This window comes from Haliea sp. E1-2-M8 (genome assembly GCF_030649675.1).
Classification (GTDB): domain Bacteria; phylum Pseudomonadota; class Gammaproteobacteria; order Pseudomonadales; family Halieaceae; genus Haliea.
This window is the reverse complement of the sequence record NZ_JAUTDR010000004.1, coordinates 20,996-45,159: the sequence shown is the minus strand read 5'-3', so window position 1 is coordinate 45,159 and position 24,164 is coordinate 20,996. Positions and strand designations below refer to the sequence as shown.

General features: G+C 64.4%; 22 protein-coding genes. 14 read left to right on the top strand and 8 right to left on the bottom strand.

Annotation, left to right across the window (positions count from 1 at the left end; all coding sequences use genetic code 11):
• Positions 1 to 94: 94 nt before the first annotated feature.
• Positions 95 to 868 (bottom strand): cyclic nucleotide-binding domain-containing protein, encoded by a 774-nt coding sequence (locus tag Q6D67_RS04400; RefSeq protein WP_304704369.1) that lies wholly within the window; start codon positions 866 to 868, stop codon positions 95 to 97.
• Between the two features lie 258 nt (positions 869 to 1,126).
• Between Q6D67_RS04400 and Q6D67_RS04395 the strand changes: the two genes are divergently transcribed.
• Both Q6D67_RS04395 and Q6D67_RS04390 read left to right on the top strand, forming a co-directional pair.
• Positions 1,127 to 1,609, top strand: coding sequence for a peptidylprolyl isomerase (locus Q6D67_RS04395; protein WP_304704368.1), 483 nt, complete (start codon positions 1,127 to 1,129; stop codon positions 1,607 to 1,609).
• Positions 1,610 to 1,611: 2 nt separating this feature from the next.
• Positions 1,612 to 2,064: a GNAT family N-acetyltransferase gene (locus tag Q6D67_RS04390; RefSeq protein ID WP_304704367.1), complete on the top strand. Its 453-nt coding sequence runs from the start codon at positions 1,612 to 1,614 to the stop codon at positions 2,062 to 2,064.
• Here Q6D67_RS04390 and dtd read toward each other — a convergent pair.
• Together dtd and typA are read right to left on the bottom strand one after the other, a co-directional pair.
• On the bottom strand, positions 2,057 to 2,497 hold the full coding sequence (gene dtd / locus Q6D67_RS04385) for a D-aminoacyl-tRNA deacylase (RefSeq protein WP_304704366.1): 441 nt from the start codon (positions 2,495 to 2,497) through the stop codon (positions 2,057 to 2,059). The two genes, Q6D67_RS04390 and dtd, sit on opposite strands and share 8 nt — an antisense overlap.
• Before the next feature lie 39 nt (positions 2,498 to 2,536).
• On the bottom strand, positions 2,537 to 4,348 hold the full coding sequence (typA, locus tag Q6D67_RS04380; RefSeq protein ID WP_304704365.1) for a translational GTPase TypA: 1,812 nt from the start codon (positions 4,346 to 4,348) through the stop codon (positions 2,537 to 2,539).
• Between the two features lie 441 nt (positions 4,349 to 4,789).
• On the opposite strand from typA, the gene glnA reads away from it, so the two are divergent.
• The 5 genes from glnA (at position 4,790) to trmL (ending at position 10,156) form a co-directional block, all read left to right on the top strand.
• Complete coding sequence (glnA, locus tag Q6D67_RS04375; protein WP_304704364.1) at positions 4,790 to 6,196, top strand: glutamate--ammonia ligase; 1,407 nt, start codon at positions 4,790 to 4,792, stop codon at positions 6,194 to 6,196.
• A 153-nt stretch (positions 6,197 to 6,349) separates the two neighbouring features.
• Positions 6,350 to 6,877: a DUF4124 domain-containing protein gene (locus Q6D67_RS04370; protein ID WP_304704363.1), complete on the top strand. Its 528-nt coding sequence runs from the start codon at positions 6,350 to 6,352 to the stop codon at positions 6,875 to 6,877.
• A gap of 304 nt (positions 6,878 to 7,181) precedes the next feature.
• Entirely contained in the window at positions 7,182 to 8,249 is a 1,068-nt protein-coding gene (gene glnL, locus Q6D67_RS04365) for a nitrogen regulation protein NR(II) (RefSeq protein WP_304704362.1), read from the top strand.
• Complete coding sequence (gene glnG, locus Q6D67_RS04360) at positions 8,233 to 9,642, top strand: nitrogen regulation protein NR(I) (RefSeq protein WP_304704361.1); 1,410 nt, start codon at positions 8,233 to 8,235, stop codon at positions 9,640 to 9,642. The genes glnL and glnG overlap by 17 nt, the downstream gene beginning before the upstream one ends.
• 49 nt (positions 9,643 to 9,691) lie before the next feature.
• Positions 9,692 to 10,156 (top strand): tRNA (uridine(34)/cytosine(34)/5-carboxymethylaminomethyluridine(34)-2'-O)-methyltransferase TrmL, encoded by a 465-nt coding sequence (gene trmL, locus Q6D67_RS04355; RefSeq protein WP_304704360.1) that lies wholly within the window; start codon positions 9,692 to 9,694, stop codon positions 10,154 to 10,156.
• Positions 10,157 to 10,384: 228 nt separating this feature from the next.
• Here trmL and secB read toward each other — a convergent pair whose 3' ends face one another.
• From secB to Q6D67_RS04340, 3 genes are read right to left on the bottom strand one after another with little or no spacing between them, the layout of a single operon-like run.
• A complete protein-coding gene (secB, locus tag Q6D67_RS04350) occupies positions 10,385 to 10,909 on the bottom strand; it encodes a protein-export chaperone SecB (protein WP_304704359.1) in 525 nt (174 codons plus the stop codon).
• Positions 10,910 to 10,932: 23 nt separating this feature from the next.
• On the bottom strand, positions 10,933 to 11,211 hold the full coding sequence (gene grxC / locus Q6D67_RS04345; RefSeq protein ID WP_304704358.1) for a glutaredoxin 3: 279 nt from the start codon (positions 11,209 to 11,211) through the stop codon (positions 10,933 to 10,935).
• A gap of 13 nt (positions 11,212 to 11,224) precedes the next feature.
• Positions 11,225 to 11,638 (bottom strand): rhodanese-like domain-containing protein, encoded by a 414-nt coding sequence (locus Q6D67_RS04340; protein WP_304704357.1) that lies wholly within the window; start codon positions 11,636 to 11,638, stop codon positions 11,225 to 11,227.
• 249 nt (positions 11,639 to 11,887) lie between these two features.
• Between Q6D67_RS04340 and Q6D67_RS04335 the strand changes: the two genes are divergently transcribed.
• The gene (locus tag Q6D67_RS04335; protein ID WP_304704356.1) at positions 11,888 to 13,315 is read left to right on the top strand and encodes an AMP-binding protein; all 1,428 of its coding nucleotides are present in this window, start codon (positions 11,888 to 11,890) and stop codon (positions 13,313 to 13,315) included.
• Positions 13,316 to 13,374: 59 nt separating this feature from the next.
• Here the strand turns inward: Q6D67_RS04335 and Q6D67_RS04330 are convergent, their stop codons facing one another.
• Positions 13,375 to 13,767 carry a hypothetical protein gene (locus Q6D67_RS04330; RefSeq protein WP_304704355.1) on the bottom strand — a complete coding sequence of 131 codons (393 nt, stop codon included), beginning with the start codon at positions 13,765 to 13,767 and terminating at the stop codon, positions 13,375 to 13,377.
• Between the two features lie 197 nt (positions 13,768 to 13,964).
• On the opposite strand from Q6D67_RS04330, the gene gpmI reads away from it, so the two are divergent.
• From gpmI to Q6D67_RS04305, 5 genes are all read left to right on the top strand, one after another.
• Positions 13,965 to 15,521 carry a 2,3-bisphosphoglycerate-independent phosphoglycerate mutase gene (gpmI, locus tag Q6D67_RS04325; RefSeq protein WP_304704354.1) on the top strand — a complete coding sequence of 519 codons (1,557 nt, stop codon included), beginning with the start codon at positions 13,965 to 13,967 and terminating at the stop codon, positions 15,519 to 15,521.
• A gap of 5 nt (positions 15,522 to 15,526) precedes the next feature.
• Positions 15,527 to 16,687: a murein hydrolase activator EnvC gene (locus Q6D67_RS04320; protein ID WP_304704353.1), complete on the top strand. Its 1,161-nt coding sequence runs from the start codon at positions 15,527 to 15,529 to the stop codon at positions 16,685 to 16,687.
• Between the two features lie 57 nt (positions 16,688 to 16,744).
• Positions 16,745 to 18,064, top strand: coding sequence for a S41 family peptidase (locus Q6D67_RS04315; protein WP_304704352.1), 1,320 nt, complete (start codon positions 16,745 to 16,747; stop codon positions 18,062 to 18,064).
• Between the two features lie 4 nt (positions 18,065 to 18,068).
• Positions 18,069 to 19,238 carry a divergent polysaccharide deacetylase family protein gene (locus Q6D67_RS04310; RefSeq protein ID WP_304704351.1) on the top strand — a complete coding sequence of 390 codons (1,170 nt, stop codon included), beginning with the start codon at positions 18,069 to 18,071 and terminating at the stop codon, positions 19,236 to 19,238.
• Positions 19,239 to 19,378: 140 nt separating this feature from the next.
• Positions 19,379 to 21,160: an SLC13 family permease gene (locus Q6D67_RS04305; RefSeq protein WP_304704350.1), complete on the top strand. Its 1,782-nt coding sequence runs from the start codon at positions 19,379 to 19,381 to the stop codon at positions 21,158 to 21,160.
• 15 nt (positions 21,161 to 21,175) lie between these two features.
• Here Q6D67_RS04305 and Q6D67_RS04300 read toward each other — a convergent pair whose 3' ends face one another.
• Positions 21,176 to 22,717 (bottom strand): aldehyde dehydrogenase family protein, encoded by a 1,542-nt coding sequence (locus tag Q6D67_RS04300; protein ID WP_304704349.1) that lies wholly within the window; start codon positions 22,715 to 22,717, stop codon positions 21,176 to 21,178.
• A 170-nt stretch (positions 22,718 to 22,887) separates the two neighbouring features.
• Between Q6D67_RS04300 and Q6D67_RS04295 the strand changes: the two genes are divergently transcribed.
• On the top strand, positions 22,888 to 24,003 hold the full coding sequence (locus tag Q6D67_RS04295) for an acetate/propionate family kinase (protein ID WP_304704348.1): 1,116 nt from the start codon (positions 22,888 to 22,890) through the stop codon (positions 24,001 to 24,003).
• The last annotated feature ends 161 nt before the right edge of the window (positions 24,004 to 24,164 follow it).

Below are 24,164 nucleotides of genomic sequence, written 5' to 3'. Positions count from 1 at the left end.
GTTTGTGATTGCCGGGAACAACGGCGCTGCTACTGCCGTGCGGGGCGCCCGGCCAGGGGTGCCCGACCAGGGGCGCGTAGCCAGGGGTAAGCGCTCAGCTGCCGCCGGGCTGGTTACGCAAGCCTACCAGCTGCTCGTTGAGATTGACGATGGAGTTGGCCATATCCACCAACAGGCTGTGGATAGTGGCCGGGTTGCTCCTGATCAGGTCGGTAAACTGCTCGTTCGGGACCTTCACCACGGAACAGCGGGTCCGCGCCCGCACCGTGGCACTGCGATCGGATTGGGTGAGCGCAGCCATGGCACCAAAAATCTCGCCCTCGTTGATGCGACCGACAATCACCTCATCGACTATCACTTCCGCGGTACCGGCGGAAAGATTGAACACATATTCGGCCCGCTCACCCTGGTGGATGATGATTTCCCCTGGCTGATACTCTTCAAAACCGGGGGTAGCCACCGCGTCTTCCCGGGTATTGGCTGCGGTAATCCGCAACATGAGGCCTGCGTAGGTGATCAGCAGGCGGGTCCAGACCTTGACCGCGCTGGGCTCGCTGAACAAGCACTGCATGAACTCCAGGCCGGAATAGCCGTACAGGCTGGCACCGGCCTCACTGCCATAAAATACCGCCATGCCGGCGTGGCTGGTGCCGGCGATGTCGGGCAGGAGCAAATCCCCTTCATCGAGAATATAGACAGTGCGGTCCTGGTAGCGGGCCGAAAGGGAGCCGCTATCGACGAGATAGAACCGGTTGCTGTCAAAGCCGCGGAAGTTGCCCTGCCGGACTGCTTCCACCTCCATCCTGACCGGCGGCAAGTTGACCATGTCGATGAGCGCTGACACCAGCTCCTTGAACTGTTTGTTCAAGCGGGAGAAGTCCTGCGAAAGTTCTGCGTTAACCAGCATCACTGTGCTCTTTGTAGTTGCGACGGGGACTCTGGCGGTCCCCTTGCCCCGGCGGCGAGCGTTATGTACGACCTGTCCGCCCGCGCGCGATCCGTCCGGAATAGTAGCAACTAATCCCCTGCCGGAGAATCGCCAAGCCGGCTTAATTGCACTTTACCCGGGCGCACTGCAGCGGCTCGCATGATAAAATTTCACTTTCCGACCAAGGGGCCCGAGAACGTGAAAATCAGCAATCAGACCGTCGCCAGCTTCCACTACACGCTCCGCAACAGCAGCGGAGAGGATCTTGAAACCTCCCGGGACGGGGAAGCCACCGCCTACCTGCACGGTGCCAACAATATTATCCCGGCGCTGGAGACGGCCCTGGAAGGGCTTGAGGCCGGCGCCCATCTGGAGATAACGCTTACCCCGGAGCAGGCCTATGGCGAGCGTCGCGAAGACCGGGTACAGAAGGTGCCGGTCAAGCACCTGGTCTACCGCGGGGCCCTAAAACCCGGCATGACCGTGCAACTCAACACCGCCGAGGGGCGCCACCCGGTGACGGTGACCAAGGTCGGGCGCCACAGCGCCGAGATCGACACCAATCACCCGCTGGCAGGCCAGACCCTGATATTTGATATCGACATCGTCGAGGTACGCGCAGCGACTCCCGAGGAAATCACCCACGGCCACGCCCACGGCGTCGGCGGCCACCACCACTGACGATGACCCAGCACTGGCTGAATACCCCGTTTGCCTCTCTGGACGCGGCGCAATTGTACGCCCTGCTGCAGCTGCGCCAGGATGTGTTTGTAGTGGAACAGAACTGTGCCTACCCGGACCTCGACGGCCTCGACCGGCACGCCTGGCACATGCGCTGCCTGGAGGGGGATACGCTGCTGGCCTACCAGCGCTGCCTGCCGCCCGGGCTGGCCTATGCGGAAAGCTCGCTGGGCCGCATCGTGGTGAACCCGGCCGCCAGAGGCACGGGGCTGGGGCGGGACCTGGTACAGCACGGCATCGACTTCAATCGCCAGCAGTGGCCGCAGACCGACATCTACATCGGCGCCCAGGCCTATTTGCAGGCGTTTTACTCAAGCCTTGGTTTTGTCGGCGAGGGCGAACCCTACCTGGAGGACGGTATTCTCCACCTGCACATGCGGCTGCGGCTCAGCTGAGCTCCAGCAGGAAAGTGACCGGGCCGTCGTTGACCAGGCTCACCTGCATGTCGGCGCCAAATTCACCGGCGGCCACCCGCGGGTGGCGCTGCCACAGCTCGGCCAGCATCCAGTCATAGAGGGGTTCGGCCTCGGCCGGCGGCAGCGCACTGGAGAAACCCGGCCGCAGCCCTTTGCGGGTATCGGCGGACAGGGTGAACTGGGACACCAGCAGCACCCCACCCTCCACGTCCGCCACACTGCTGTTCATGCGCCCCTGGTTATCGGCAAACATGCGATAGGCCAGCAGCCTCTGGAGCAGGCGGGTGCCCAGCTCGCGGCTGTCGTCCCGGTCCAGGCCCAGAAACACCAGCAACCCGGGGCCGATCTCGCCGACACAGCGGCCCTGCACCTGGACGCTCGCGCGCGCCACTCGCTGCAGCAGGGCCCTCACGCTGGCGGCCGCGGTGCAGCCGGTCGCGACTGCGGCCGTTCAGGAACGGCTGGCGCGGCGGCGCTCATGCTCAAGCAGGAACTTCTTGCGCAGACGGATGCTTTCCGGGGTCACTTCCACCAGCTCGTCGTCCTCAACAAACTCCAGCGCCTGCTCCAGGCTGTGACGGACATGGGGCGTCAGGGTCAGGGCCTCGTCCGTGCCCGAGGCGCGGACGTTGGTCAGCTGCTTGCCCTTGATCGGGTTTACAGTGAGGTCGTTGTTGCGGCTGTGCAGGCCGATGATCTGGCCCTCATACACTTCCACGTTGGGGCCGATGAACAGGCGCCCGCGATCCTGCAGGGTAAACAGGGAGTAGGCCAGGGTCTTGCCCTTGACCATGGACACCAGCACGCCGTTGCTGCGCTTGGCAATTTCCTGGTTCTTCACCGGACCGTAGTGGTCGAACACGTGGGTGAGAATACCGCTGCCTGAGGTCATGGTCATGAACATGCCGCGGAAGCCGATAAGGCCGCGGGCGGGAATGATAAACTCCAGCCGTATCCGGCCCTTGCCGTCGGGAGACATGTTCTCCAGCGAGGCGCGGCGCAGGCCCAGCTCTTCCATGATTGCGCCCTGGTGTGGCTCTTCACAGTCAATCACCAGCTGCTCATAAGGCTCCTGCATCACCCCGTCGATTTCCTTCTGGATCACTTCCGGGCGGGAGACCCCCAGCTCAAAGCCCTCGCGGCGCATATTTTCGATCAACACCGACAGGTGCAGTTCGCCGCGCCCGGAAACCTTGAACTTGTCCGGCGTATCGCCCGGCTCCACCCGCAGCGCCACGTTGTGGATGAGCTCCCGCTCCAGGCGCTCCTTGATATTGCGGGTGGTGACAAACTTGCCCTCGCGACCGGCGAAGGGCGAGTCGTTGACCTGGAAGGTCATGCTGACGGTGGGCTCATCCACGGTCAGCGGCGGCAGGGCCTCCACCGTGGCGGGGTCGCACAGGGTATCGGAGATATTCAGGCCCTCGATTCCAGTAACGCAGACGATATCTCCCGCCTCCGCCACGGGCACTTCGATACGCTCCAGCCCCATGTAGCCCATGACCTGCTGAATCCGGCCGTTGCGGGTCTTGCCATCGGCGCCGATAACCGTGACCTGGGTATTGGGCTTGAGGGTGCCACGGGTAATGCGGCCCACGCCGATGACCCCGACATAGCTGTTGTAGTCCAGGGCACTGATCTGCAGCTGCAGGGGGCCGTCCCGATTCACCGCCGGTGCCGGCACCTTGTCGATCACGGTCTGAAACAGCGGCTCCATGTCCGTCGCCATGTCCTCGTGGTCCAGGCCGGAAATGCCCTGGATCGCGGAAGCGAAGACAATGGGGAAGTCCAGCTGCTCATCGGTGGCGCCGAGGCGGACGAACAGGTCGAACACCTGGTCCACCACCCAGTCCGGGCGCGCGCCGGGGCGGTCGACCTTGTTCACCACCACAATCGGGTTCAGGCCCTGCTCGAAGGCCTTGGAAGTCACGAAGCGGGTCTGGGGCATGGGACCGTCCACCGCATCCACCAGCAGCAGCACCGAGTCCACCATGGACAGTACCCGCTCCACTTCGCCGCCGAAGTCGGCGTGTCCGGGGGTATCGACGATGTTGATCTGGTAGTCGTGCCACTTGATCGCGGTATTCTTGGCGAGGATGGTGATGCCGCGTTCACGCTCCTGGTCATTGGAGTCCATGATCCGCTCCGCGCCCTCGGACCGGCGATCGAGGGTGCCTGACTGGTTCAACAGACAATCCACCAGGGTGGTTTTGCCATGGTCAACGTGGGCGATGATGGCGATGTTGCGAAGCTTCTCGATCAAGGGAATTCCTCGGTCCGGGGACACGACAGTAAAAAAGGCGGCGGATTATACCCCGGCAGGGGCAGCAGTTGCAGTGAGGGATTGTGGTTATAGTGCTGTATTTCGCTTAGGCGGGACCAGTCGCTGCGCGCCGGCCCGGCAACCGGAGCTGCCCGCTGAACCCGGGCTACCTGCTATCCTCCTTGCCGGCGCCCGCCGCGCACCATAATAAGGCGCTTATGCTCCATTGTGGTGCACCACAATCGCGCATCCATTCCGAGGTGGTGATAACATACCAAAAATCAGCTGCTTAAGCGATTCCACTATTGGCACGGGTTTTGCTGACAGTTAAGGTGCCAAGATTCTCTGGCCGCTGTCGGGGCGCTCGCAAGCAACCGCTGCACCAGGAACACGCACTGCGCCGTATTGTGGCACGACTTTATATCCCATGGAGGACAACCAATGTCAGAGCATACTCTGAACCTGATCAACGAAAGCGAAGCCCGCTGGGTAGACCTGCGATTCACCGACACCAAGGGCAAAGAGCAGCACGTCACCATACCCGCAACGGCAGTCAACGAGGACTTCTTCGAAGATGGCCAGATGTTTGACGGCTCCTCCATCGCCGGCTGGAAGGGCATCAATGAATCTGACATGATCCTGATGCCGGACGACAGCAGCAGCGTGCTGGACCCCTTCACCGATGACAGCACTGTCATCCTGCGCTGCGATATTGTCGAGCCCAGCACCATGCAGGGCTACGAACGGGACCCGCGCTCCGTCGCCCACCGCGCCCAGGAATACCTGAAATCCACGGGCATTGGCGACACCGCTTTCTTCGGTCCGGAACCCGAATTTTTCGTCTTTGACGACATCAAGTGGCATGCCGATATCTCCGGTGCCGGCTACGCCATCAGCTCATCAGAGGCCGCATGGTCCTCCAACCTGCATCAGGAAGACGGCAACACCGGCCACCGTCCGCGGGTCAAGGGCGGCTACTTCCCGGTCCCGCCGGTAGACTCGCTGCACGATATTCGTGCCGCCATGTGCACCGCCATGGAACAGATGGGCCTGGACATCGAAGTGCATCACCACGAAGTCGGTACTGCCGGCCAGTGCGAGATCGGGGTCAAGTTCAACACCCTGGTCAAGAAGGCAGACGAGGTACAGATCCTCAAATACTGTGTGCACAATGTGGCTCACGCCTACGGCAAGACCGCGACCTTCATGCCCAAGCCGTTGGTCGGCGACAACGGTTCCGGCATGCACGTGCACATGTCCATCTCCAAGGACGGCGTCAATACATTTGCCGGTGACGGCTACTCCGGCCTGTCCGAGACTGCGCTGTACTACATTGGCGGTATAATCAAGCATGCCAAGGCGCTGAACGCCTTCACCAACCCGGGAACCAACTCCTACAAGCGCCTGGTACCCGGCTTTGAAGCGCCAGTGATGCTGGCCTACTCGGCCCGCAACCGCTCCGCCTCCATCCGCATCCCCTACGTGGCCAGCCCCAAGGGCAAGCGCATTGAAGTACGCTTCCCCGACCCGTCGGCCAACCCCTACCTGGCTTTCGCAGCATTGCTGATGGCCGGCCTGGACGGCATCCAGAACAAGCTCCACCCCGGCGACGCCGCGGACAAGGACCTGTACGACCTGCCGCCCGAGGAAGGCAAGGCCATCCCCACCGTGTGCTCCAGCCTGCCCGAGGCTCTGGACGCACTGGATGCGGACCGCAGCTTCCTGACCGCCGGTGGCGTGTTCACCGACGACATGATCGACGGCTACATCGAACTCAGGCAGGCTGACGTGCAGCGCCTGAACATGACCACCCACCCGGTCGAGTTCGACATGTACTACTCCGTGTAACAGATCCAACTGCAAGTTTCCGGCCCGACCTACGCGGCCCGCCCAGTGCGGGCTTTTTTTTGCGTATTTCCCCCGGACAGTCGGCCGCGTAGGTCGCTGCGCCCTTTTCTGCTATCTTCATTGCTGCTGCCACCGGGAAAGAGGACTACCACCATGAGGTACTGCCTGCTGTCGTTGCTCCTGCTGCTGCCGTGGGCTGCCGAGGCACAACCAATCTATAAATCCACCGATGCCAAGGGCAACGTCGTGTACACGGACAGGCCGCCCGCCGAGGGCGTGGCGAGCGAAGAGGTCAAGCTGAAACGGTTGAACACCGCACCGGCGCCCGAGCTGCAGCCTGAGCGCCCGGCGGAAGCCGATAGCAAGGCATCAGTAAAACCCACGGTCAGCATGGTCGCGCCGACAGACCAGACCGTTATCCCCATGGGGGCGGTCGGTAATTTTGACGTCCAGGCCAGTGTCACGCCTCCACTTGCACCCGGTGAGCGGCTGCAACTGCGCATCGACGGCACGGCGAGCGGCGCCCCCCAGACCCAGACCAGCTGGTCGCTGCGCAATGTCTTCCGCGGTGGCCACAACCTGACCATTGAGCGCCTAGATGAGGATGGCAAGGTAATCGCAGAGTCGGACTCCGTGCACGTCCAGGTGATGCGCCCCTTCAATATCCAGAACCGCAACTGAGCGTTTCGGAAACCGCGTTTCGTAGACCGCGTTCCGGGAGCGCCCCGGCTACGCGGGCTGGACAGCAGCACACCCTCCGTGCACCATGTTGGTGCAGACAGGGTGCAGTCCTTGCCGGTTTGGCACCAGCGCCGCCCGAGGCCCTTCCCGCAAGCCTGATTTTCAGCCTCAGCGTGCGCGCCCCTGGCCGGTAACAGCCTTGAAAGCGGGTTCTATCCGGGAATCACGACGGTATCGGAATCTGGCTTGGTTCTTGCTTCGGCAAAGGGCATGCCGCGCTACCGCGGTCGATCATGGGGCAGACATGCTGCACACACCCGACATTCTGGAACACATCAGCACCGGCATCGTCGCCCTGGATGCGGATCTTTGCGTACTCTCGATCAACTCCGCGGCGGAGGTGTTGCTGGAGGCATCCGCCACCCGGACCCTGGGCGCGCACGCGCGCCAGCTGGTGCTGCAGTCGCGGGAATTCCTGCAGACACTGGAGCAGGCCAGGGACACCCGGGCCACCCTGGCGCGCCGCGGCCTGAACCTGACCACGCACACCGGACAGCAAATCCAGATTGACCTGATCGTTACCGCGATGACGGGGGAGAACGGGGAGAACCTCCTGCTGGAGCTGATTCCGGTGGATCGGCTGCAGCGGATCAGCCGGGAAGAGAATATGCTGCACGCCCAGGAAACAACCCGGGCGGTGATTCGCGGCCTCGCCCACGAAATCAAGAACCCCCTCGGCGGGGTCCGCGGCGCGGCGCAACTGCTGGCCAAGGAGTTGCCCAACGAAGAGCTGGTGGAGTACACCCGCATCATCATTCGCGAAGCGGACCGCCTGCGGGACCTGGTGGACCGCCTGCTTGGGCCCAACCACCGGCTGGTCATTGAACAGTCCAACATCCATGAGATCCTGGAACATGTGCGCAACCTGATCTCCGCGGAGGTCGACAACAAGGTCACTATCAGCCGCGACTACGACCCCAGCCTGCCGACACTGCCCGCGGACCGGTCCCAGCTGATCCAGGCGGTGCTCAACATCATGCGCAACGCCCTGCAGGCGGCGCCGGAACCCGGGACCTGCCAGATACTTTTGCGCACCCGCTCCCAGCGCCAGTTCACCATCAGCGGCCTGCGCCACCGGCTGGTGTGCCGCGTGGACATCATCGACAACGGCCCGGGGATACCCCAGGAGCTGCAGCAGGCCATCTTCATGCCCATGGTCACAGGCCGCCCGGACGGTACCGGGCTGGGCCTGTCCATCGCCCAATCCATCGTCAATCGCCATGGCGGCCTGCTGGAGTGCGCCAGCGAACCGGGCACCACCCGGTTCACCCTCTACCTACCCATGGAACCAAGTCATGCAGAGACACGCTAAAGTCTGGATTGTCGACGACGACAGCTCCATTCGCTGGGTGCTGGAACGCGCCCTCAGCCAGGCCGGCATCGACAATGAGAGTTTCGCCGACGGCGACCAGATGCTGGAGCGCATGGCTTCGGAACAGCCCGATGTGATTATCAGCGACATCCGCATGCCCGGCATCGATGGCCTCGACCTGCTGTCGCGAATCAACCAGGAGTACCCGGAGCTGCCGGTCATCATCACCACCGCCCACTCCGACCTGGACAGCGCGGTCGCCTCCTACCAGCGCGGCGCCTTCGAATACCTGCCCAAACCCTTCGACATCGACGAAGTGGTCGCCATCACCGAGCGTGCACTGGCTCAGGCCCGGGAAAAACGCGGCGAAATGGCGCTCCCGGAATCCCTGCCGGAGACCGAGATTATTGGCGAGGCGCCGGCCATGCAGGAGGTCTTCCGGGCCATCGGCAGGCTCGCCCAAAGCAATATCACGGTGCTCATCAACGGCGAGTCGGGAACCGGCAAGGAGCTGGTCGCGCGGGCGCTGCACCGCCACAGCCCGCGCGCCCAGCAGCCTTTCATCGCCCTGAACATGGCGGCCATTCCCCGGGACCTAATGGAATCCGAGCTGTTCGGGCACGAGAAGGGCGCCTTCACCGGCGCCAACAGCAAGCGCGAGGGCCGCTTCGAGCAGGCCAATGGCGGCACCCTGTTCCTGGATGAAATTGGCGACATGCCGGCGGAGACCCAGACCCGGCTGCTGCGGGTGCTGGCGGACGGCGAGTTCTACCGGGTCGGCGGCCACACCCCGGTCAAGGTGGACGTGCGTATTATCGCCGCCACCCACCAGGACCTTGAGGACCGGGTACAGAAGGGGGATTTCCGCGAGGACCTGTTCCATCGCCTGAATGTCATCCGCATCCACATCCCGCGCCTGGCTGAACGGCGCGAGGACATCCCCCGGCTGATGAAATTCTTTTTCCGCAAGGCCGCCGAGGAGCTGGGCGGCGAACCCAAGATCCTGCTCCCGGAGACCGAGCGTTTTCTTACCACCCTGTCCTGGCCCGGCAACGTGCGCCAGCTGGAGAACACCTGCCGCTGGCTCACCGTCATGGCATCGGGGCGGGAAATCCACCAGCGGGACCTGCCACCGGAGCTGGGCAAGGTTACCGCGCCCGCCACGACAGGGGCATCTACCCAGTGGGACGAACTGTTATGCCATTGGGCCCGTAACCAACTGGTGCAGGGCAAACACCACATACTGCGCCAGGCGGTGCCGCTGTTTGAACGGGCGATGATCGAAGTGGCTCTGGAGCACACCCAGGGCCGCAAGCGCGAAGCAGCGGAACTACTGGGCTGGGGGCGCAACACCCTGACCCGGAAGATGAAAGACCTCGACATGAGGGATTGAAGGCGCCACCGCGCTTCCCCCGGGGAGCGGATGCCCCGATAATCCGCCCATGCTGAATATCGTCCTGTACCAGCCGGAGATTCCCCCCAACACCGGCAACATCATCCGCCTCTGCGCCAACACCGGCTGCCAGCTGCACCTGGTTGAGCCACTGGGATTCGCCCTGGACGACAAACGCCTGCGCCGGGCGGGGCTGGACTACCGTGAATTTGCCCCGGTCAAGGTGCACCCGGACATGGCGAGCCTGCTGGCGGCGTTGCCAGAATCCAGACTGCTCGCAGTCAGCACCCGGGGCAGCACGCCCTATCACGAAGTCGCCTACCGCGCCGACGACGCCATCCTGCTGGGCCCGGAAACCCGCGGATTGCCCACAACCCTGCTCGACTCCCTGCCGCCGGAGCAAGTCGTGCGCATCCCCATGCAGGAAAACAGCCGCAGCCTGAACCTCAGCAATGCGGCCGCCATACTTTGCTATGAAGCATTGCGTCAGTTGGGGTTTCCGGGGTTGAAGTAGCGCGCTGCGCCCGGAGGTACTGCCCCACCCAGCCCGGAGGGACTGGCAGGGGTTGGCCGGACCGTATGCGACAGGGATGTCGCATCCGAGCCCCCATGGATGGGTTCACGGCGTGTCCGGCCGGCCCCTGCCAGTACCTCCGGGCGACGACCCTGGGCACCAAAACCACGGAGAGCCAAAACGAAAAAAGGGGCCGAAGCCCCTTCTAGACCAGCCTGAAAGTCAGTCTCAGTGGCTGACGTCCTGCTCGCCCGCCGGTGCATCTGCGGCCTGCGCTCCGGCTTGCTCCTGGGACTGGGCCACCGCCTGCTGGTAGAGCCCGTCGAAATTGACCGGCGCCAGCATGATCGGCGGGAAGCCGCCCTTGACGCAGAGGGAGTCGAGATTCTCGCGGGCGTAGGGGAAGAGGATGGTGGGAGCCGCGGTTGCCAGTACCCGGCGCAGGTTGTCGCCTTCGATACCGGTAATCATGAAAATACCCGCCTGCTGGACTTCCACCAGAAACGCTGTTTCTTCTTCCAGTTTGGCGGTCACGGTTATGGTCAGCACCACCTCGAAGTTGCCTTGCTCGTCGACCCGGTCACTCTTGGTGTTCAGATCCACATTGACCTTGGGCTGCCACTGTTTGCGGAACACATCGGGGCTGGCCGGGGACTCAAAAGACACGTCCTTGGTGTAGATGCGCTGCATTGCAAACTGCTGCTGCACCTGGTCCTGTGCGGTTCCTGCTGCTGGTGCTTGTTCGTCGGCCATCGAGCCGTCCTCCATTGGTTGCGTTATCGGGTTGGCGCCTGTTGCGCCGCTGTCAGTAAAGCGTCGAGGCGGCCCTGCCGGTCCAGCGCCGCCAGCTCGTCGTATCCGCCGACATGGACGTCTCCTATCCAAATCTGGGGAACCGTGTGCTGCCCGCTCAGGCGCGTCAGCTCGGCACGTTTTTCGCGGTCGCCATCAACGGCAATTTCGGTGAATTCCACTTGCTTGCTTTTAAGCAGCTGCTTGGCCGCAACACAGTAGGGGCAAAAGCGCGTGGTATAGAGAGTGACGTTTGAGCTCATGCCGGCTGAGGCCCTATTTGACGGTGGGCAACTGCAGGTTGCCCCACTCCATCATGCCGCCGCCCATCTTGTAGACCTTTTCAAAGCCCGCGGCCTTGAGCTGCTTGCTGGCGGCACCGGCAGTCTGGCCCATTTTGCACACCAGGATCACCGGGCGCTGCTTGTACTTGCCCAGTTCATCGATGCGCGCGCCGAGTTTGGTGGCGGGGATGTGTACCGCGTCGACAATATGCCCTGTCTTGTATTCCCCCGCATCGCGCAGGTCGACAAAGACGCCGTCTTCCGCATTCGCCAGGGTGATCGCCTGCTGCGGGGTCAGGGAGGGCCCGGCCTTGCGCGTCTCGTGCAGCACAAGCATGACAACAACGGCCAGCAGCGCGGTGAACAGCACCCACTGCTGCGCAAAAAATTCCAGAAACAGGGCCATGGTTGGGCTTTGCTCTCACCTTCACGAATTGGGACAGGTACGACTACCGGCACAGGGCTGCAACCCTGCGACCGGAGGCAGCTCGGAAAAGGGCGCAAGTATACAGGCTTCCACTACAGGCAGCCAGCCCGCGTCTTGCCGACCGCGTCTTGCCGGCCGCGCCTTGCCGGCCGCGCCTTGCGGTCCCGCGGGCGGGCGACCAAACTAACTACACATAAGAGCGGGCCCCGTGCCCGACAGGAGGCCGCAATGAACGCAGGCAACCATCCCGGCGGCGCCGGACCCCTGGAGGCCTTTTTCGAGAAGGTCCAGAGCCTCTCCGCCGATGTCGCCATGGTTCAGCCGCTCGGCGGCGGCAGGCTACAGCAGCACAGCTGGGCGCTGATGTCGAAGAACTGTGCGGAATGGATCCTGGCCGACCTGGCGATCTGGGCGGCGGGGCATGTGAGTGTCCCGCTGTATCCGAACCTGACCTCCACCACAGTACGCCAGATCATGGAGCACTCGGAAAGCCGGCTGCTGTTCGTCGGCAAGCTCGATACCTGGGACGAGGCCCGGCAGGGGGTACCCGATTCGATTCCGAAAATCGCCCTCTCGCTGGCGCCAGCCAGTGCGCTGAAGGACTACCCCAGCTGGGCGGACGCAATAGCCGCCACCTCGGCCCTGGACCTTGCCGATACCGCGAAACCGACCGCCGGGGATCTGGCAACCATCATCTACACCTCCGGCACGACCGGAACGCCCAAGGGCGTCATGCACAGCTTCGGCACGCTGACTCTCATGGGGGAGAAACTGCCGGATGTCTACGACATCAGCCACCGGGACCGGATGATCTCCTACCTTCCCCTGTCCCACGTCGCGGAGCGAGTGGCCGTGGAATTGGCGATGCTCTATGTCGGCCAGACAGTTTACTTCGCCGAATCCCTGGAGACTTTCGCCGAGGACATCAAACGGGCACGCCCCACGCTGTTCTTCGCCGTCCCGAGAATCTGGACCAAATTTTACCAGAAGGCCAGCCAGGCACTACCCCCGCGCAAGCTGGAAATGCTGCTCAAGGTCCCGCTGCTGAACCGCATGGTGCAAAAAAAGATTTTGGGCGCGATGGGTCTGGATGAATGTCGTATTGCCCTGTCGGGGGCGTCAGCCCTGTCACCCGAGGTCATTGAGTGGTTCCGGAAAATCGGGCTCGAGATTCTCGAAGTCTACGGCATGACTGAAAACATGGCCTGGTCCCATGCCACCCGCGTCGGTGACCAGCGCATCGGCCGGGTCGGTACCAACCACGATGGCGTGGAGTGCCGCATCGCGGGCAGCGGCGAGATCCTGGTGCGCAGCGTGGCGAACATGGTGGGATACTACAAGGATCCCGGGAAAACCCGGGAAGACCTCACCGACGACGGCTGGCTCCATACCGGTGACAAAGGCGAGATAGATGAGCAGGGGCGCCTGAAGATCATCGGCCGGGTCAAGGAAATCTTCAAGACCGAAAAAGGCAAGTATGTGGCGCCGGCGCCGATTGAAGGCAGGTTCGTCGCGTTCTCCGGTATCGACCAGGCCTGTGTCATGGGCAGCAATCTGCCCCAGCCGCTGGTACTGCTGTGCATCGGCATGGCAGTGCACTGGCGGGCTGGGCGAAGCAGGGCGGCGTCATCTGGGAGTCCTGATCACGCCAGCTAACGCCGCGGGCACGAGGTCGCCCGGGAGCCCGGACCAGAGCCCGGAGGGCGCTCTCCTCCTTAGCTGCCCGGTGAGCGCCTGGGCACAACCTTCTTTCCGGCGGGGGCCTTGCCAGGGCCCTGCTTCGCAGCAGCGCGGGCCGCAGCCGCCTGTACCTTCTCCAGGCGATCGCTGAAGCGCTGCAGGATCTCTTCCAGGATCTCGACCTTTTTCGCCGTGCGGTCATTGGCACTGCCACTGACACCGCCCTTGGTCCCGGTCCGCTCCCGGGTCGCGAGCGTCTGACGCTGGAGCAGATCGCGTTGTTTGTCGCGCAAGGTTCGGGCGCGCTTGACCTTGCCGGCCAGGCGGGCAGCGCTAAGCTGCGTGATGGCGGGAGCCCTGCTGGCGTTGAAAACCTCCATCTCCGCGGAGGCAAGAAGTTTGGCTGCCTGAGTTTTGCTGATGGCCACGTTGGTCTCCTTCAATACATGCTGGCTACGGGGTCAAACCCTGGGGAAGCAACGGACAGGCAAAATATACGACCTTTGCCCCTGATTACCAACTGTTGATCTCAAGCTCGCAGGCAGGCAACGATGCGATCACCGGCCGGAAGGGGTAAAATGCGCCGCTGCGGCCCAACGCCAACCCACAGACTGCTGGATTGCCCATGAGCGAAACCCCCAAGACGCCCACCGTCCTGATTGTGCTGGATGGCTGGGGCCACCGCGAGGATCCCCGCGACAACGCCATTGCCCAGGCCAACACCCCGGTCTGGGACCGGCTCTGGGCCGAGGCGCCGCACACCCTGGTGTCCGGATCTGGCCTGGATGTGGGGCTACCCGAGGGCCAGATGGGCAACTCCGAGGTGGGGCACATGAGCCTGGGTTCGGGGCGGGTCATCTATCAGAGCATTACCAAGATCGACCAGGCCATCGCCGATGGCAGCTTCAACCGCAACCCCGCCTATACCGCCGCCGTCGACCGGGCAGTCGCCGGCGGCGGCGCGGTGCACCTGTTCGGGCTGCTGTCCCCGGGCGGTGTCCACAGCCATGAGCAGCAGATATTTGCCGCAATCAGGCTGGCGGCGGCGCGGGGCGCCACGCGGGTTTACCTGCACGCCTTCCTCGACGGCCGCGATACGCCGCCGCGCAGCGCCGCCGAGTCCCTGCGCCAGGCCGAGGCCGTGTTTACCGAGCTTGGCTGCGGCCGGGTTGCCAGCATCGTCGGCCGCTACTACGCCATGGACCGGGACAACCGCTGGGACCGCATCGAACTGGCCTGGCGGATGCTGACCGAAGGCGCGGCAGACTATCGTGCCGCGAGCGCGCTGGAAGCACTGGAGGCCGCCTATGCCCGGGACGAGAACGACGAGTTCGTTCTGCCCACGATTGTCGCCGCGCCCGGGCAGGAGCCCGCATTGGTCGGGGATGGGGATGCCGTACTGTTCATGAACTTCCGTGCCGACCGGGCACGGCAGCTGACCCGCGCCTTCACCGATCCCGGCTTCAGCGACTTCGAGCGACGCCGGCGCCCGGCCCTGGCCGGCTTCGTGACCACCACCGAATATGCCGCCGATATCGACGCCGCCTGCGCCTTCCCCCCGGACAGCGTCGACAACGTCCTCGGCGACTGGCTGGCACAGCAGGGCAAGACCCAGCTGCGGCTGGCGGAGACCGAGAAATACGCTCACGTCACCTTTTTCTTCAGCGGTGGCCGGGAGGACACATTTCCCGGGGAGAAACGCATCATGGTGCCCTCACCCGACGTCGCCACCTACGACCTGAAACCGGAAATGAGCGCGCCGGAGGTCACCGATGAACTGGTCGCCGCCATCCGTTCAGGCGAATACGACCTGATCGTCTGCAACTACGCCAACGGTGACATGGTCGGACACTCCGGTATATTCGAGGCCGCGGTAAAAGCCGTGGAGACTCTGGACCATTGCCTCGGCCGGGTGGAGGCGGCCTTGCTGGAGGTCGGCGGCCAGGCCCTGGTCACCGCCGATCATGGCAACTGTGAACAAATGCAGGACTACGAATCCGGCCAGCTCCACACCCAGCACACCACGGAGCATGTACCCCTGGTCTACATCGGCCGGCACGACTGCCAGCTGGATCCTGCGGGCGGCATCCTCGCGGATATCGCCCCCAGCCTGCTGACCCTGATGCAGTTGCCACAGCCGCGGGAAATGACGGGCCACAGCCTGGTCAGCTGCCGGGACTGACGCCGATGCCGCGCTCGCGTGCCAGCGCAGGCCTGTTCTGGATTCTCCTCTGCGCCGCCGGCCTGCTGCCAGGAGGTGGCGCCGGAGCGCAGACCGAGGAGGAGCAGGCGCGGGCTGAGCTGGAGCAGTTGCAGCAGCAGATCGAGCTGGTCAGCCGGGAACTGGCCAGCGCCCGCACCCAGTTGAGCGACCAGCAGGAGCAGCTGCGGTCCGCCGAGCTGCGTCTGGGCCAGCTGCAGCAGGAGATCAGTGCGAATCTCGCGGCGATCGCCGCCACCGAGGCAGAGCTCGAGACTCTGGGAGAACGTCAGCTGGAACTGGAGCAGGCCCGCGATGCCCAGCAGGTGCGCATTGGCACGGAACTGCGCGCGGCATGGCAGATGGGGCAGCAGGGCACCCTGAAAGTACTGTTGAACCAGGAAAGCCCGCATACCGTGGCCCGGGCGATGGCTTACTACCGCTATTTTTTCCATGCCCGCAATAACCTGGTGGCAGAATATCGCACCACCCTGGAGGAACTGGCGGCGGTGCGCGCGCAGAGCGAAACCGCCGCTGCCGAGCTGCTGGCGCAGCAGGCCACCCTGGAAGCGCAGCAGCGGGAAGTCCTTGCCTCGCGCCAGGAGCGGGAGCAGCTTATCGCCGCCCTGGCGGCCAGCATCAGCAGTCAGGATGAAGAGTTGGCGCAGCTGCAGCGCGACCGGCAGGAACTGGAAGAGCTGCTGCAGGCCATCGAACAGGCAATGGTCGAACTGCAGCTCCCGGAGAGCTACCAGCCGTTCGCCAGTACCAGGGGGACACTCGCCTGGCCGGTCGACGGCCGTCGCGGCAACAGCTTTGGCTCCAGCCGCGGCGCCGGCGGCATGCGTTGGCACGGTATAAACCTGGCCGCGGACGAAGGTACCGCGGTCCGCGCCATTCACCACGGCAGGGTGGTCTATGCCGATTGGCTGCGCGGCTCGGGCCTGCTCCTGATCCTGGATCACGGCGACGGCTACATGAGCCTGTATGCGCACAACCAGAGCCTGCTCAAAGAGGTGGGGCAGTGGGTCGCACCCGGCACCCCGATCAGCACCGTCGGCAACAGCGGCGGGCTGGACCAGGCCGGTCTGTATTTCGAGATTCGCAAGGACGGCAAACCCGTGGATCCAGTGGTTTGGTGCCGCTGACAGGGTTACACTTGCGCACTCAACCTGGCAATGGCGACAGCGCCGATGGCGGTACTCATGCACACAGTGTCTTTCCCCTTTCCGGGCCTGAAAGCGGCCCTGCTGGCTCTCGCCCTGGTCGCACCACCGGCGCTCTCACAGGAGAGTGAAGAGGGGCGCCTGCCGCTGGACGAACTGCGCACTTTTGCCGATGTCTTCAACCAGATCCGGCTGGGCTACGTGGAGGAGGTTGACGACAGCACCCTGCTGGAATACGCCATCCAGGGCATGCTGATGAACCTCGATCCGCACTCCGCCTACCTGAGCAAGGACGCATTCGAGGACCTGCAGACCAACACCAGCGGCGAATTCAGTGGCCTCGGGCTGGAGGTCGGCATGGAGGACGGCTACGTCAAGATCATCGCACCCATCGACGGCTCACCGGCCGCCGAGGCGGGCCTGATGACCGGGGATGTGATCCTCAGACTGGACGACAAACCGGTCAAGGGCATGTCCCTGAACGAGGCTATTGAACTGATGCGCGGTCCCAAGGGCAGCCCCATCAAACTGCAGATCGGCCGCCCCGGCGACCCCCAGCCCTTTGACCTCACCCTCACTCGCGACACCATCACCGTGGCCAGCGTGCGCGAGCGCTTTCTCGAGCCCGGCTTTGGCTATATTCGCGTCGCGCAGTTCCAGAACCGCACCGGCCAGGATGTCGGCGACGCCCTCAAGCGCCTGCTGGACAAGGAGGAACTCAAGGGGCTGGTTCTCGACCTGCGCAACAACCCGGGCGGCATCCTGGGCGCGAGTGTGGATGTGGCCGGGCTGTTCCTCGACGGCGAGCTGGTAGTCTATACCGAGGGCCGGCTGACAAACTCCGACATGCGCTATTCGGCAGACCCGGGGGATGCCAGTGACGGCACGCCCATCGTGGTGTTGATCAACGGTGGCTCCGCCAGCGCCTCGGAAATTGTCGCCGGCGCACTGCAGGACCACAAGCGCGCGGTGATCATGGGCACCGCCAGCTTCGGTAAAGGCTCGGTGCAGACGGTGATGCCGATTTCCGAGTCGCGCGCGGTGAAACTGACCACGGCGCTGTACTTCACCCCTGGCGGGCGCTCTATCCAGGCCGCCGGCATCGCCCCGGACATCACTGTCGAGCGCGCCCAGGTCACTGCCTACGACACCTCCCGCCAGCTCAGCGAAGCCGATCTGGCCCGGCGTCTGGAAAACGTCAACGGCGACAAACCTCGGGCGCCGCAAGTCTCGGACGGCCTGCTTGGTACCGACAACCAGCTTTACGAAGCGCTCACCCTGCTCAAGGGGGTGCATATCCTGGGTATGCGCGAGCGCGGGCCGACAGCAAAGGTCCCAGCGGACAGCAGCGGCGGCTGACCGCATGCGCTGGCTGCTACTTGCGCTGTGCCTGCCCCTGGCGGCCGCGGCGATGCAGCCGTTCGAGGCCCGCGAGGCGTTTTTCGGAGACAACCCTGTGGCAGTGGGAGCCTCGTCTGCTGTGGGAGCCTCGTCTGCTGTGGGAGCCTCGTCTGCTGTGGGAGCCTCATCTGCTGTGGGAGCGCAGTCCCTGCGCGATCCAGCCCCGGACATAATCGCCCGCGGAGCGGGCTCCCACAGGGATGGAGCGGGCTCCAACTCTCCTGTAGGAGCGCAGTCCCTGCGCGATCCAGCGGGCTCCAACTCTCCTGTAGGAGCGCAGTCTCTGCGCGATACGGCCCCGGACCCAATCGCCCGCGGAGCGGGCTCCCACAGGGATGGAGCGGGCTCCAACTCTCATGTAGGAGCGCAGTCCCTGCGCGCTACGGCCCCGGACCCAATCGCCCGCGGAGCGGGCTCCCACAGGGATGGAGCGGGCTCCTACGGGGATATTGCGACCCTGGTCATCATCATTGACGACCTGGGCAACGGCTTGACCGAGGGCGAGGCCACCATCGGCTTGCCCGGCCGGATCAGCGTCGCCGTACTGCCCCATACCACCCACGCCCGCCATCTGGCCAGGCAGGCGCACCGCGCCGGCAAAGAGGTTCTGCTGCACGCCCCCATGAGCGCCCTGGGCCAGCAGCCGCTGGGGCCGGGCGCGCTGACTGCGGAGCTGTCGGAAGCGGAGTTCCGCACCACCCTGCAGCGGGCCCTGGCGGGCGTGCCCCACGCGGTGGGCGTCAACAACCATATGGGCAGCGAGCTGACCGGGCAGCGCAAACAGATGCAATGGTTGATGACGCTGCTGGCGGAACAGAACCTGTACTTCGTCGATTCCCGCACCAACAAGGATACCATTGCGGCCACGGTCGCTGCGGAGGCCGGCCTGCCGCACCTGTCGCGCCAGGTCTTCCTCGACAACGTTCCCCGCCGGGAGGCGATCGCCGAACGCTTTGCGGTAGTTATAGAGCGAGCTCGGCGGGAGGGCCTCGGGGTCGCGATCGGCCACCCCTACCCGGAAACCATCGCCTACCTGCGGGACGTGCTGCCGACCCTGGAGGCTCAGGGCCTGCGGCTGGCGACCGTGTCGGAAGTGCTGGCGACCGCGACAGGGGCGGCCGGCGCGCCCTGACTGGCAGCGCCAGCGGTGGGGTCAGGATTGACATGCAACTTATAACCAGTTTCTATCAGCTCATCTCCATATATTATTTTCTAATAAGAATCACGCCGTGTAGGCTGCGTTCCACTATAAACAAGGGGTAGATCAAGGTCATGGATTGGCAGGGCTGGTTATCTCTGGCGCTGGTTGCGGGCGTCCTCGGAACGCTGACGCTGACCCGTCTCAAACCCCATGTGGTGATGATGGGCGCACTGACCGTGCTGATCACGTTCGGGGTGCTGACCGGACCCGAGGCCCTTGCAGGCTTCGCCAACGAAGGCCTGATCACCGTGGCCGCCATGTTTGTCGTAGCCGCCGGCATCAACGCTTCCGGCGGCGCGGAACTGATCGTCACCCGCTTGCTGGGCCGGCCGAAGAAGGTGCGCGCCGCCATGTGGCGCATGTTCAGCCCGGTGGCAGTCCTGAGCGGGTTTCTCAACAATACCCCCGTGGTCGCCACCATGATACCGGCAGTCAACAGCTGGTCGCGCAAAACCGGGATTGCGCCCTCCAAGCTGATGATCCCCCTGAGCTACGCTTCCATACTCGGCGGCACCACCACGCTTATCGGCACCAGCACCAACCTGGTGCTCAACGGCCAGTACCGGGCGCTGACGGGAGAGGACGGCTTCTCCCTGTTCTCCATCACCGCGGTGGGCCTGCCGGTGGCCCTGCTTGGCCTGCTGTTCATGTGGCTGTTCTTCCCCCGCTTGCTGCCCGATCGCAAGCAGAACGAACCGTTCGCCAATATGCGCGAGTTCACCCTGGAAGTTGCGGTCGCCACGGGCGGGCCGCTGGTAGACAAGACCATTGAAGAGGCCGGTCTGCGCCACCTGGTGCGGGTCTACCTGGTGGAGATCGAGCGCGACGGCACGATCATCACCGCAGTGCCGAGCGAGGAGCGACTGCGGGGCGGCGACCGCCTCGTGTTCGCCGGCGATACCGACGCCATCTCGGACCTGCTGCGGATCAACGGCATCGTGCCCTCCGAGGAGAGCGACGCCTCGCAGCCGCTGCTGACAGACCGGGCGGAGCGCCGGCTGGTCGAGGCGGTGGTGTCACCCCATTGTGAAGCCGTCGGTCACGCCATCCGCGACGCCCGCTTCCGGGATCGCTACGGCGCCGCGGTGCTGGCAGTAGCCCGCAACGGCGAGCGCATCAAGGGCAATCTGGGCACCATCGAGTTGGAGGCGGGCGATACCCTGCTGCTGGAGGCGCGCCCCGCCTTCGTCACCCGCCAGCGCTACAACAAGGATTTTTTGCTGATCAATGACCTCGATACCGAGCAGCCGCGCCACGACCATATGTACATGGCCTGGGCTATTCTGCTGGGATTGGTGCTGGCGGCAGGTTTCGGCCTGATCAGCATGCTGAACGCGGCGCTGCTGGGCGCGGCAATGATGTTGGTCACCGGTTGTTGCTCGGTCCACCAGGCCGAAAAGAGCCTGGACCTGACCGTGCTGATCACCATCGGTGCGTCCTTCGCCCTGGGCGCGGCCCTGGACAAGTCCGGTGCGGCAGTATTTCTCGCCACCAACATCATCGACCTGAGCGGGGGCCGGCCCTGGCTGATTCTGGTGCTGACCTACATGACCGTGTCGCTGCTCACGGAAACCATTACCAACAACGCCGCAGCGATCCTGATGCTGCCAGTGGTGCTCGGAATCACCGCCAGCGCCGGCCTGAATCCGACGCCGTTTATCTTCGCCATCATGATGGGGGCCTCCGCAAGCTTCGCCACCCCCCTGGGCTACCAGACCAACCTGATGGTGTATGGGCCGGGAGGCTACACCTTTCTCGAGTTCATGCGCGTAGGCATACCGATGAACATTTTCATCGGCTGCTGCACCCTGACGGTGTTGATGATCGGCTGGCCACTGGAAAAGCTCGCCTGAGCCCGGGGCCGAGCGCTACGACAACCAACGCCCCAGCCGTGTCTTGCGCCACATGAAGTCCATCAGCTTGCGCATGCCCTCGGCGTTCTTGACCGTGTTGGGGTAGGCGTTCTGCATCTTGCCGCCGAACCGGTCGATAACGATAGGCATCTCGTGGCAGTAGCCGCGCAGGCCCTTCTTGCCGTTGACCTGGCCAATCCCCGAGTTCTTGCGCCCGCCGAAGGGCGCGGCGGGAATGCCGTAGCTGAGGGCCATGTCGTTGACGCTGCAGGAGCCGGTGTCGATCGCCGCGGCGAGGCGGAGGCCTTTTTCCTTGTCTTTGGTCCAGACGTTGCCGTTGAGGCCGAATTCGGAATCGTTGGCCAGGCGCAGTGCCTCCTCTTCATCCGCTACCCGCTGAATGCAGAGAACGGGGCCAAAGGTCTCGTGCAGCATGATGTCCATGCTGTTGTCGACCTCGGTCATGACGGTGGGCTCGTAGTACAGGCCCGCCAGATTCGGGTTGCGGCGCCCGCCCAGGTGGATGGTGGCACCCTTGGCCCGGGCGTCCTCCACGTGGGCCTCGATAATCGCCAGCTGCCGGTCCCAGAACACCGCGCCGACATCCTCCGCAAAACCGTGTTCCGGCCCCTGCTTCAGGTGCTTGCCCTTTGCCAGTACCAGGCGCAGGAATTCGTCGTAGACCTCACTCACCACGTAGATGCGCTCGGTGCCGCAGCAGTAGTGGCCAGTGTTCATGCAGGAGCCCAGCCAGGCGCCGTCGGCGGCGCGGTCCAGGTCCGCGTCCGCGCAGACGATCATGGCATCGTTGCCACCCAGTTCCAGGGTGCAGGGAATGAGTTGTTCGGCACAGGCTGCCGCCACCTTGCGTCCGGTGGCGACGCTGCCGGTGAAGGAGACCTTGTCGACGCCGCCGCGCACGATGGCAGCGCCGGTATCGCCATCCCCCAGCAGCACCTGCAGCACCCCCGGCGGCAGGCCCGCGTCCTCGAGTATGCTTTGGGCCAGTTTCGCGGAAAAGGGCGTGACCTCGGAGCCCTTGGCCACTACTGCGTTACCCGCGAGCAGTGCCTGCACCGCCTGATTCATTACCAATACAAAGGGACCGTTCCAGGGCGTGATCAGACCGATCACCCCCAGCGGCTTGTACACAATGCGCAGCTGCTTGGCGATCCCGATCACGCCGTGCACCCGGCGTTTGCGCGGCTTGAGGAAGGCTTCCGCGTGCTTGGCGTAGTAGCAGAGGGAATCCGCCACCGAGAAAATCTCCATGCTCATGGCATCGGTGCGGGCCTTGCCCGTTTCCGCGACCACCGTGTCGATGATCTCGTCCTGGCGTTCCAGCACCAGTTGCAGGGCGCGCTCGGCGACCTTCACCCGCTCCCGCATCGGGGTGGCCGCCCAGGCCGGTTGGGCGGCGCGCGCAGTCGCTATGGCCGCCGCCACATCGTCGGCGTTGGCACAGACCAGTTCGCCGCAGGGCTCCAGGGTAACCGGACTGCGCAATTGCAGGTGGCGGCGGGCATCGGCGGATTCAATTGGTTCATACAGGGCCATGGCGGGAGTCTCCGGGGGCGGCGTGGGCATCCAAACTAATAACCATTAGCACCGGTGTCAATAGCGGTGCCGCATTGCATCGCCCTGAGCCAGGGCGCAGGCGGCACATTGCAGAACCCGCTACACTCAACCCGATGACCAGCCACCTGCGGACCTGAGGGCTCTCCTCCTTGCTTATCCTGGTACTGAACAGCGGCAGCTCGACCCTCAAGTACAGCGTGGTGGACTCGTGCAGCAAGCGCAGTTTGCGCCACGAGGTGGCTGAGTGGACAGTGGCCGACGGCCAGGCGCCACCTCCGCTGCCTGACCTGGACTTCGCTGACGCCGGGGCGCCTGTCGCCGCTGTCGCCCACCGGGTAGTGCACGGCGGCCCCGGGTCTAGCGGCCCTGCGGAGCTGACCGAGGCCACCCTTCGGGCCATAGAGCAGGCCACCGTCCTCGCCCCCCTGCACAACGAACCCGCCTTGGCCGTGATTCGCCATGCCTTCGCGCGCTACCCGGGCCTGCCCCAGGTGGCGGTCTTCGACACCGCCTTTCACCACGACCTGCCCGAGCACGCCCGCCGCTACGCCGTCCCCGAACACTGGTATCAGCAGCATGGCCTGCACCGCTACGGTTTCCACGGCATCTCCCACGCCAGCGTGGCGCAGCAGGCGGCCGCTTTCCTGCAACGGCCCCCGGCGGACCTGCGCCTCATCACCCTGCACCTGGGCAACGGCGCCAGCGCCAGCGCCATCGCCGGCGGCCGCAGCATCGACACCTCCATGGGCATGACGCCCCTGGAAGGCCTGGTCATGGGCACCCGCGGCGGCGACCTGGACATTGGTGCCGCCCTCCACGTGGCCCGCCGCGAAGGCCTGAACCCGAACCAGCTGGAACAGGTTCTCACCCGCGACAGCGGCCTCGCCGGCCTCTGCGGCGACAGCGACATGCGCGCAATTCTTGCGCGCTGTGAACAGGGCGATTCCCGGGCACAGCTGGCCCTGTCCGTGTACTGCTACCGCATTCGCAAATACATCGGCGCCTACTTCGCCGCCCTGGGCGGCCTCGACGCCCTGGTCTTCACCGGCGGCGTCGGCGAAAACGCCGCCGCCGTCCGCGCGAGTGCCTGCGAGGGCCTCACCGCCCTCGGCATTGCTGTCGACAGTCAAAAAAATGCACTAACATCAACTGACCGGCCCAGAGCCATCCAGGCAGAGGAATCAGCCGTCGCCGTCCTCGTCATCCCCTCCCACGAGGACCTGGAGATCGCGCGGCAGACCCAGGATTTCCTCGCCCAGCGGTGACTGCGATCGTCGGCCAAATGTGGGGGCTGCGACCGCCTGCCACAGTGAGGCGACTGCGAGCGGAAGCCGGTTGCAGAACCGTCGGCGCCCATGGACGGGCGCCGCCGAGCGTACAGGGACGTATTTACAGCGTGTTCTGCAACCGGCTTCCGGTCGCAGTG